Raw genomic sequence first — 11,718 nt, forward strand, 5'->3', positions numbered from 1 at the left:
ATAGAGCAGTACACTTGATAGCATTCCCTGATAATGTTGGTGCAACTTAACCTCAGCATTCAGTTGTCAGCAGTCAGCTTTTTAACGGTTACGCTAATAATTACTTTTTGATAATCAACCAATTGATCAAACATTCTGACTCCTGACTCCTGACTCCTAAATCCTGAATTCTTATGTTTTTTGTGGTTATTAATATTTGATAAATTTGGTAAAGATAGAGCTAGGAAGATGGATATATATCCATCAATTCCTTAGCTGTATCGGCTGTGAGCAGAGCTATTTAGTATTTTCTGCACCTGTAAAGTGCATGGTTATTTGTTGAGCATCACTTCTTTTTTCTTTTTCATAATCGCCAAGTATTCACTGCGAGTTCCATCCACACGATAATGATCACAAATTTGGCACAATTTAAGGATATCCAAGCGGCTGAATACTTTTTGATGTTCAATTCCGTTGTCGTTGCGCCACCGCCAAAAAGTTGTTCTATCAATTCGGCGATCGCTCTCTGGCCATCTACGTCGTGATAGAAATTCTACCAATTCATCTTCATAAAAAGAGTAGCCTTTTGGTAATTTCAGCAGTTCTTCTCTCAACTCATTTAGCGGTATGAGTGGATCTAATTCAGATAGTCTCATGCCAGCAAGCCCTTATAGTTTCTTGTAATTACCATTTTGCAGAAATTTACACACAATCTACACACAATCTGGTTAAATCGCATGAATTTTTACTGCAATACTGGGCGGTTAAGAGTGGATAGATTGATGAATTAATAAAGTGAATTTATATATTCACTCCACCTAAATTCTGGATCTACCCACTACGTTAAACGAACAGCATGGATTTACATTTACATCATTCAATCACACACAATAAACTGATTAATGATCAATTTCAAGTCCTATGCAACAAATTTATTCAAGAAAATTTGCACGTAGCTTGACAGATTGAAAATTCATCAATATAGTTGATTTGCATTTGATACTTAAATACCTAATTTAAACGCTTTTTGAGTCAAAAAAATGATTAGTCTCATACTTTAGATATAGCCAGTAGTTATTAAAATTACAGATGTTTTTCTCTTCTGATAAAATATAGCTTCATCAATTATTAAAGATGTTGGTAATTTAAATATTATTTAAAACTTATTTAAATAAGATAAAAAATCTGCTCTGGGATAGATGCAAAATTCACAAACTTGTAAAAATACTTCCATCAGTGAATAACTGGTTGAATAAATATCCTTGTTGTTACCTGATATTTTTTTGTTCTTTCTATTCCCTATTCCCTACTTTCAAAGATATGCAATTTATATGCAACTTTTGTAATCAAATAAAAATCATCAGCTAAATTTGATAGTAATTGGATAAGCAAAAAGCTCACGAATTAATATATCTCAAGCTCAAGCAAACTTAGATTTCATCCAACTTGATTAAGTTGCATCTAAGTTGCATATAAGTTGTAAAAGATTTGTCACCAGTCTAATATCAAGATAAGTTAGCGGCAATTTGAAGTTACAGGGAAGAGGATTAAGTTTTTTCTATGAAACTATCCTTGCTTGAGCCGCCGAGCAAAGCATTTTACCAAATTTAAATAACAACTTTCTCAAAAAAATTCAATCGCACAAGAAACAAAGATATTGTCATGGCTGCTGCCAAATTTGAAGCTGCGTTAGCACAATTGCAAAATGAAGTTAGTAATTGTGAAAAGGCTTTGCTCAAGCTTATTAAGGTGAAAAAAAATATGCGCGATCACAAAAACGATCACACGAATTTAGACAGTAAAATTAATAGCCAATTGCAACAAAGTAACATAGCAATTATTGGCATGGCTTCGATATTTCCTCAATCTAAAAATTTACAGGAATATTGGGAAAAAATAATTCAAAAAGTAGATTGTATTACTGATGTTCCTCCTTCTCGGTGGAATATAGACGATTACTATGATCCTGATCCCAAAACACCAGACAAAACTTACTGTAAACGGGGTGGATTTATCCCAGATATTGATTTTAATCCGATGGAATTTGGTTTACCACCAAATATTTTAGAGGTGACAGATATTTCTCAATTATTAGGTTTGGTAGTTGCGAAAGCAGCAATGGAAGATGCAGGTTATAGTGAATCTAGAGAATTTAACCGCGATCGCACTGGGGTAATATTAGGTGTAGCAATTGGTAGACAATTAGCAGTACCTTTAGGTTCAAGATTGCAATATCCAGTGTGGGAAAAAGTTTTGAAAAATAGCGGTTTATCGGATGAAGATACCCAAAAAGTAATTGAGAAAATTAAAAGTGCTTATGTACAATGGGAAGAAAACGCCTTCCCCGGAATGTTAGCTAATGTGATTTCTGGACGTATCGCCAACCGACTAGATTTAGGCGGTATGAATTGTGTAGTTGATGCTGCTTGCGCCAGTTCTTTAGGTGCATTAAAAATGGCAATTAGCGAATTAGTTGAAAATCGCGCCGACATGATGATAACCGGCGGAGTTGATACTGATAATTCGATTTTTGCCTATCTGTGTTTTAGTAAAACTCCTGCGGTTTCTCCGGGAGAAAAAGTTAAACCATTTGATGCAGAATCTGATGGCATGATGTTAGGTGAAGGCGTGGGAATGGTGGTACTCAAACGCCTGGATGATGCAGTGAGAGATGGCGATCGCATCTATGCAGTCATTAAAGGTATCGGCAGTTCCAGCGATGGCAAATATAAAAGCATTTACGCCCCCCATTCCCAAGGACAAGTAAAAGCCCTCCGTCGTGCTTATGAAAATGCCGGTGTTTCACCAGAAACTGTGGGTTTAATTGAAGCACATGGCACAGGAACAATGGTAGGAGATCCCACAGAATTTACATCCATAACTGAAGTTTTTAGTGACAACAATCCCAAAAAACAATATATTGCTTTGGGAACAGTTAAATCCCAAATTGGACACACCAAAGCCGCCGCTGGTGCAGCAAGTTTAATTAAAACAGCGTTAGCATTACATCATAAAGTATTACCACCAACAATTAACGTTACTCAACCACATCCAAAACTGAATATCGAAAATTCACCATTTTATTTAAACACAGAAACTAGACCTTGGATTAGTAACCAACCCAGACGCGCTGGAGTAAGTGCATTTGGTTTTGGAGGCACAAATTATCATGTTGTTTTAGAGGAATACACCAATGAACATGAACACTCGTATCGTTTACACAATTCTGCAAAATCCATCCTCTTATTTGCACCCACAACCGCAGAATTATTATCTCGCTGTGAGAATATCCAACGACAACTACAATCAGAAAATAAAGAACAACATTATCAACAACTAATTACAGAATCTGAACAATTAGAAATTCCCATCAATTATCCCAGAGTGGGATTTGTAGCAGCATCTTTGACACAAGCAACAGAATTTTTACCAGTCATTATTGACTTACTAAAAAATACACCGCAATCTGAATCTTGGGAACATCCCAAAGGAATTTATTACCGACAAAAAGGAATAGAAACTACAGGAAAAATAGTGGCTTTGTTCTCTGGGCAAGGTTCGCAATATTTGGAAATGGGACGGGAATTAGTCATTAACTTTCCTAACTTACGTCAAACCTATAATCAGATAGATAATTTGTTTTGTAAAGATGGGTTAAACTCTTTATCCGAAGTTGTATTTCCGCCGCCAGTTTTTGAACCAGAACATAAACAAAAGCAACTAGAAACACTGCAAAAAACCGAATATGCACAACCGGCAATTGGCGCTTTTAGTACAGGTTTGTACAAGATATTACAACAAGCAGGTTTGAAAGCAAATTTTGTTGCCGGTCATAGTTTTGGAGAATTAACAGCTTTGTGGGCGGGGGGTGTTTTAAGTGAAGAAGATTATTTTTTCTTGGTCAAAGCTAGAGGACAAGCAATGGCCACACCCACAGAAATTGACGCCGGGGGAATGTTGGCAGTTAAAGGTAATGTCAGTCAGGTAACGGAATTAATTAAAGACTTTCCTCAGGTTGCTATTGCTAATTGTAATTCTCCAAATCAAGTAGTATTAGCTGGGAAGAAAGCAGAAATTAGCAAAGTACAAAATGTTCTGCAAGAAAAAGGATTTTCGACATTTTTATTAGGAGTTTCCGCTGCTTTTCATACACCATTAGTAGCCCATGCCCAGAAACCTTTTGCCCAAGCAATTGAAAAGGTAACTTTTAATCAAGCGCAGATTCCCGTTTATACTAATGTCACAGGGGAATTGTACCCCAATCAACCCGCAGCAATGCAAAAAATTCTCAAACAACATTTGTTAAATCAGGTGTTATTTCAACAAGAAATTGAGAATATATATGCGGCTGGTGGTTATTGCTTTATTGAGTTTGGACCTAAAAATGTTCTCACCAACTTAGTAAAAGAAATTTTAGGTGAAAAACCCCATATAGCTATAGCTTTAAATGGGAACTATCGTAAAAATAGCGATTTGGTATTAAGAGAAGCAGTCATACAATTGCGGGTTGCTGGTATACCTTTGCAAAATCTAGATCCATATCAGATTGAAACTAAAATACCCGAAGTTAATAAAAAGGATCAAAAGAAAATTTTGAATGTGCGTTTGAATAGTACAAATATTACCGACAAAGCACAAAAAGCATTTGCTAAAGCCTTAGAAAATGGTCATGTTATCAAAGCGGAAACAGCAAAAGTTAATGAACATCACCCACAACCAGTTGCGGATATCAAAATTACCGTCCCCAAAAATCAGGAATTGTTAGTAGAAAAAAGCAGTAATGGTAAGACTGTGAATAAAGATAGTAACGGCCAATTAGAAAAAATAGAACAACCTGAAAAAATAGAACAACCTGAAAAAGTTGAAATTCAACTTTCTAATTATGACAGAGTAATTGACAGATTAGAACAATCATTAGCAGAATTTACTCGCCAACAAAGTGAAATTACACACGCACATGAACAATCTTTGCAAAATCAAACAGAGTACACAAAGACATTTTATGAATTAATGCAACAACAATATTCGTTGTTAGCAAATGACGGAAGAAATGAACATCAAGCGCAAACACAACAACTAGCAATTTCTAGTTGCGAACGTAGCATAATGCGATTGCATGATCATCAAGCTGAAACTATCCGCATTCATGAAAAATATCTCAACTATCAACAAGACTACGCCAATAATTACTTTCAATTACTGCAACAACATTATGATTTTTGGCAGATTACTGATGATATAAATCAAAACCAATCTCCTTCTCAACCTCTTCCTCACCATCTCCTAAAAGCACAAGAAAACGGAAAAAGCTTAATTAACGAAAATGATTTGAATATTTCCCCTCACCTTGTAGGAGAGGGGTTAGGGGAGAGGTTTATTTCCCCTCCCCAACCAGAGGAGAAGTTAGAAGAGAAATCAAATACTATTAACGTCGTTCCCACAACTCCAATTAATATAGATACCTCCACCCTCAGTCAAACTCTACTCAATATCGTCAGTGATAAAACAGGTTATCCTGTAGAAATGTTAGATTTATCAATGGATATTGAGGCAGATTTAGGAATTGATTCTATCAAAAGGGTAGAAATTTTAGGAGGACTTTTAGAACTTTATCCCGACTTACCTAGACCTAACCCAGAAGAATTAGGACAACTGCGGACACTGGGAGAAATTGCCGAGTATATAAAAACTCTAGTTCCAGAGTTGCGAAATCAAAAATCAGAACAAAAAGTAGAGAGTTCAGAAACAAAAGAAAACCAAAAATTACCCGCACCAATGTTTGTAGAAGTTCCTCATAAAACTGTTGAACATGAACCGCAATTTTTAGCATCTTCTAACCATCTGAGTGATACACAAACTGACGCTACAATTGTCATTTGCTCTAACGACGATGTATTAGTTAAATCTGAAAATCAAGAAATAAAAATCCCCACAGATTTGAGCAATATTCTGCTCAACATTGTTAGTGATAAAACAGGTTATCCTGTAGAAATGTTAGAACTATCAATGGATATTGAAGCAGATTTAGGAATTGATTCCATCAAAAGAGTAGAAATTTTAGGAGGACTTTTAGAACTTTATCCCGACTTACCTAGACCTAACCCAGAAGAATTAGGACAACTGCGGACACTGGGAGAAATTGCCGAGTATATGCAACATCAAGCTGAAGGTTTAACGCAATTGTTCACGCAAGAAAAACAGGATATCAAAGAACAGGAATTTCATCACAAAATTCTTCGCAGTCCAGCAAAATTAAAACCACTTCCCCAACCTGATATTTTAGATTTCACCATTCCTGAAAATCAAATTGTTTTAATCACTGATGATGGTTCACCAACGACAGAAAAATTAGCTAGGATTTTAACAGTTAGAGGTTGTAAAATTGTAGTTTTAAGCTTTCCCTCTACGCAATCAGATTTACCCGTAGGAATTAATCAGATAAGATTAAATGATTGGCAAGAAGAGAGTTTACAGCAACAGTTAACCGATATTTCTAATAAGTTTGGTCTTGTAGGTTCTTTCATTCATCTACACCCTGTATTCAGTGATAGTTCGGAAACAGAAAAAACCATTCTCTGTCATGTATTTTTAATTGCCAAACATCTCAAAGAATCACTCAATCAAGCAGCAACAAAAGGACGTAGTTCTTTTTTAAGCATTGCGCGGTTAGATGGGGAATTTGGATTAGGAAAAACCAATAATTTTAGTCCTATTAGTGCGGGACTATTTGGACTGACTAAAAGTTTAAATCAAGAATGGGAAACAGTATTTTGTCGTTCCCTGGATTTAAGTCCTGATTTAGATGCAGAAACATCAGTAAAATACATCCTTGCGGAATTGCAAGATCCGAATTTATTAGTTACAGAAGTAGGATATACCAACAAAGGTAGATGCACTTTAGTTGCAGAACCCACCCCATTAACCATTACCAATCACCAATTACCCATTACCAAAGACCAAGTATTTCTAGTTAGTGGTGGTGCAAAAGGAATCACTGCCCAATGTGTGATCAAATTAGCCCAAGAATATCAATGTAAATTCATTCTTTTAGGTCGTTCCAGTACAGAACCAGAACCAGTTTGGGCTGAGGGTTATGAAAATGAAGCTGAATTAAAACAGCGAATTATGGAGGATTTTCTGGACAAAGGAGAAAAACCAACCCCCATCATGGTGCAAAGAAAATATCAATTAATTTACTCTCAAAGAGAAATTAAAAATACATTAAAAGCCATTGAAAAAGCAGGAGGAAAAGCTGAATATTTGAGTGTAGATATCACCGATAGAAATTTATTAACAGAAAAACTTGCACCTGTAATTGAAAGGTTAGGGGCGATAACTGGAATTATTCACGGTGCTGGTAACTTAGCTGATAAACGGATTGAGAAAAAAACAATTCAGGATTTTGAAACAGTTTATACTGCCAAAGTTCAAGGTTTAGAAAATCTCCTGCAATGTGTACCACCAAGTCAACTACAATATTTAGTATTGTTTTCTTCAGTGGTTGGTTTTTATGGAAATGTGGGACAAGCAGATTATGCACTTGCTAACGAAATCCTCAACAAATCAGCCCATATTATCAAACAGAATTACCCCCATTGTCATGTAGTTGCTATTAACTGGGGTCCCTGGGAGAGTGGCATGGTATCACCAGAATTAAAGACAGCATTTGCAGAAAGAGGAATTGAAACTATACCCCTAGAAATCGGCGCACAAATGTTAGTTAATGAACTGATAAACACCAATTCAAATACAACACAAGTAGTAATTGGTAGTCCCTTAGTTTATATTCCTACCACCTTACCCAGTGACTTAAAAACCTATCACATTAAACGTCAATTAACATTAGCATCCAATCCATTTTTACACGATCATGTTATAGCAGGTCGTCCCGTGCTTCCCGCAACTTGTGGACTATTATGGATGGCTAACACTTGTGAACAACTATATCCTGGTTTTAAAGCCTTTAGTTGTTCTAACTTCAAAGTTTTAAAAGGAATTGTCTTTGATGAAAATTCAGCAAATGAATACACTCTAGAAATTCAAGAACTTGCTAAAATAGAAAACAAAGAAATACAAATAGCTGCTAAAATTAGCAGTATCACCCCCGACGGAAAAATCAGATATCATTTCAGCACCAATCTGATTTTAAAACGGGAAATTCCCACACCTCCTAACTATGAATTGGTGAACTTAAACCAAGATGAACAATTCCTATCTACCAATCCATTACTATATCAAAATGGAGGAGGTAGCCTATTTCACGGAACTATCTTTCAAGGCGTAAAATCAGTATTAAATGCTAGTCCTGGTAAACTCACCATCGAATGTAAATTACCAGAACCAACACCACAGCAACAGGGACAATTTCCAGTTCAGACATTCAACCCCTATATAGCAGATGTGCAGATTCATTCCCTTTGGATTTGGACACAACACTTTCATCAAATAGGTTGTTTACCCTCAGAAATTCTGAACTTTGAACAATTTGCACCCGTTCCCTTTGGGGAAACATTTTATGTAACTTGTGAAGTCAAATCCAAAACAGAATCAAACGTAGTTGCTGATGTTATTACCCACAATCAACAAGGGCAAATTTATAATCGCATGATTTGCGCAAAAGGTACAGTTCTAGTTAAGCAAATAGGTTAGATACCTCACGCAGAGACGCAGAGCAAAAATGTAGATTTTACCCTCTGAATCTCGACATTAGATAATAATCTTCTTCTCTTTGTGCCTCTGCGTGATCTCTTCTCTTAATTCTGAAACATGGAGAATCATCATGAAAGAATTTACACAAAATAAACTTCCAAAAATAGCAATTATCGGCATGAATTGTTTTGTTAGTAGTTCTCAAGAATTAGACGATTTTGAACGCAGTATTTACCAAGGAAAACAATATTTCACACCTATTAATTATAGTCAAAACGATAGTCAAACATCATCCTTACCAATTCCCTTAGCAGAAATTGAAAAATTATCACCACAACAACAATTAATGTTAAAAGTGGCTGATAATACTCTCAAAAATACCAAACTGCGACCAGATACAAAAATTGCAGTGATCATGGTGAGTAAATCCCAAACTCAGCACCAAGATAAATTAGCCAGTTATATTTCCCGGCTTTGGGATGCAACAAGTCCAGCTTTTGCTGAAGAAAATTCTGTTTTTTTAGCCTTAAATTTAGCGCAAAAGCTATTAACAAATAAGCAAGTGGATGCTGTTTTGGTCGCAGCAATGGACTTTGCTAAACAGGAAAATCACCGCATAGATATACAGACCCTCAGTTATGACCGAAACGCTCATGAAACTTTAACAGGAGAAGGTGCAGCAGCAGTAGTATTGCAACTTCATGATGTAGCCAGAGAAGAGAATAATTGCATATATGCAGTAATTGATGCTTTAAGTGTATTGCAAAATTCTCCATATCAACCAGAAACTGTCACCCAAGCTTGTCAAACAGCTTTTTCTCTGGCAGAAATTGAAGCCAAAGATATTGGTTATCTGGAAGTTTATGCTAGTGGAATTCCCCAACAAGATGATGCAGAAATTCAAGGTTTAATCACAGCTTATAGAACAGGAAAAACCAATTTACATTGTGCTTTAGGTAGCGTTAAGGCTAACATTGGTGACACTCACACTGCATCAGGAATTATCAGCTTAATTAAAACAGCACTTTGTTTATATCATCGCTACATTCCCGCAGTTCCTCAATGGACTGGAGTCAAAAAACCAGATATTTGGCGTGGTAGTCCCTTTTATGTTGCCACAGAATCTAAACCTTGGTTTTTAGAATCAGGTGTGAATAGAAGAATAGCTGCTATTAATAGCATGGAAGCTGATGGCAGTTATGTACATTTAATTTTGTCAGAAGATACCAGTCAAATAGAACGCAGCAGTAAATATTTAGAACAAATGCCTTATTATTTATTTGCTATAGCTGCCAAAAATCAATCCTCACTCCTAGACGAAATTTTCACACTACAAAAAAATCTCCAAAATTATCCTACTTTATCCCAACTAGCTAACCAAACATTTAGAGAATTTCAAAAACATCAAATTCAAAACTATCAAATTCAAAACTATCAAATTCAAAACTATCAAAATGCCAATTATACCATAGCAATCTTAGCACGTAATCAAGAAGAATTAACAATAGAAATAGATCGGGCAATTCAAGGTGTTAAAATTGCCTTTGAGACTGGCAAAGATTGGCAAACTCCTCTTGGCAGTTATTTTACAGCCAAACCACAGGGAAAAAAAGGTAAAGTTGCTTTCGTTTATCCCGGCTCTTTCACATCTTATCTTGGTATAGGTCGCAACCTCTTCCGACTATTTCCGAAAATTTATGACGATCCAGTAATTAACAACGTCTATGAACGAGTTGCTAAGATTGAAAAAACAATTTATCCCCGCAGCATCAATAAACTTGCAAAAAGACAATTAGAAGTCATAGAACAACAATTAATAGATGACCCAGTAACAATGCTGGAGGCAGAAGTTGGCATTGCTGGACTAATGACAGCAATTCTCAAAAATTATTTTCAAATTCAATCTCAATGCGCTTTTGGCTACAGTCTTGGTGAAACCAGTATGATGTTAGCCCAAGGTATTTGGACTAGCTTTAAAAGTACCAGTGATTACTTGAACTCATCTCCTTTATTTAAAACCCAACTATCAGGACAAAAAAATGCAGTTCGTCAAGCTTGGGGGATACCGTTAAATAGCAATGTTCCAGAATTTTGGAGTAACTACATTCTGATATGTCCAGTTTCCGAAGTGAAGGAAGCAATCAAACATGAAAACCGTGTGTATATCCCATTAATTAACACACCGGAAGAAGTTGTAATTGCTGGAGAAACACAAGCTTGTAAACGAGTCATTGAAAACCTCAAATGTGATGCTTTCCCTACATCAATAAATCATGTAATTCATTGTCAACCAATGGAATCAGAGTACAATGAACTTGCTAAAATTAACACATTGCCGATTCAAAATATACCAGAATCTACTTTTTATTCTGCTGCAAATTACGAACCAATTACAATTGATAGTCAAACTATAGGACATAACATTGCTAAAAGTCTCTGTCAACAACTTGATTTTCCCCGTTTAATTAACCGCGTCTACAATGACAACATCAGAATATTTATTGAAGTAGGAGTTGGTAGCAATTGTACCCGCTGGATAAATTCAACCCTCAAAGAAAAAGAACACCTCGCTGTATCTATGAATAGAAGGGGAGTAGATGATCATACTTCAATTATTAGAGGATTAGCCAAACTCGTCAGCCATCAAGTTGAATTAGATTTATCACCCTTGTATTCTCTTTCTGGGGTAAATAGTCAAACTCAAATTCAATTAGAACCCAACAGTAATTTCCAAAATCCACCTTTAATTTCTCTGGAAGATTTAAAATCTATCACCCATCATCCCTCTAATCTGCACTATCAAAAATTGAGTGATAACAATGCACTCATGAATAAAGCTCACAGTTTTTTATTAAAATCACGCCAAGCATCATTACAGCAAATCAATTGTTTAATTCAACAAAAAATAGGCATTTACAAAAAGATAGTTGAACAAAGAGCAAAAATTAAATAACCTGTATTTGTGGTGTATGTGTGGGGTGGGCATCTTGCCCGCCCAAATAAGGGAATTTACTAATAGATAAAGGGATCAGGTGCAGGAAGTTTAGATAATATCAATTAATTGGATAATTGATTTTTCGGAGTTCCCAA

The 11,718-nt window shown here is 35.8% G+C and carries 3 protein-coding genes; 2 read left to right on the top strand and 1 reads right to left on the bottom strand.

Annotation, left to right across the window (positions count from 1 at the left end; genetic code table 11):
• Window positions 1-311 precede the first annotated feature (311 nt).
• Window positions 312-635 carry a hypothetical protein gene (locus tag H6F45_RS09540; RefSeq protein ID WP_096565517.1) on the bottom strand — a complete coding sequence of 108 codons (324 nt, stop codon included), beginning with the start codon at window positions 633-635 and terminating at the stop codon, window positions 312-314.
• Window positions 636-1,641: 1,006 nt separating this feature from the next.
• On the opposite strand from H6F45_RS09540, the gene H6F45_RS09545 reads away from it, so the two are divergent.
• On the top strand, window positions 1,642-8,628 hold the full coding sequence (locus tag H6F45_RS09545) for a type I polyketide synthase (protein WP_190347047.1): 6,987 nt from the start codon (window positions 1,642-1,644) through the stop codon (window positions 8,626-8,628).
• 130 nt (window positions 8,629-8,758) lie between these two features.
• Window positions 8,759-11,581, top strand: coding sequence for a type I polyketide synthase (locus H6F45_RS09550; protein ID WP_137669157.1), 2,823 nt, complete (start codon window positions 8,759-8,761; stop codon window positions 11,579-11,581).
• Window positions 11,582-11,718: the final 137 nt, after the last annotated feature.

Source organism: Sphaerospermopsis sp. FACHB-1194 (assembly GCF_014696235.1).
GTDB lineage: Bacteria > Cyanobacteriota > Cyanobacteriia > Cyanobacteriales > Nostocaceae > Sphaerospermopsis > Sphaerospermopsis kisseleviana.

What these genes read in the sequence shown, in the direction of transcription:
- H6F45_RS09545 (WP_190347047.1), top strand. Translation starts at nt 1,642, where the DNA reads ATGGCTGCTGCCAAATTTGAAGCTGCGTTAGCACAATTGCAAAATGAA.
- H6F45_RS09550 (WP_137669157.1), top strand. Translation starts at nt 8,759, where the DNA reads ATGAAAGAATTTACACAAAATAAACTTCCAAAAATAGCAATTATCGGC.
- H6F45_RS09540 (WP_096565517.1), bottom strand. Translation starts at nt 635, where the DNA reads ATGAGACTATCTGAATTAGATCCACTCATACCGCTAAATGAGTTGAGA.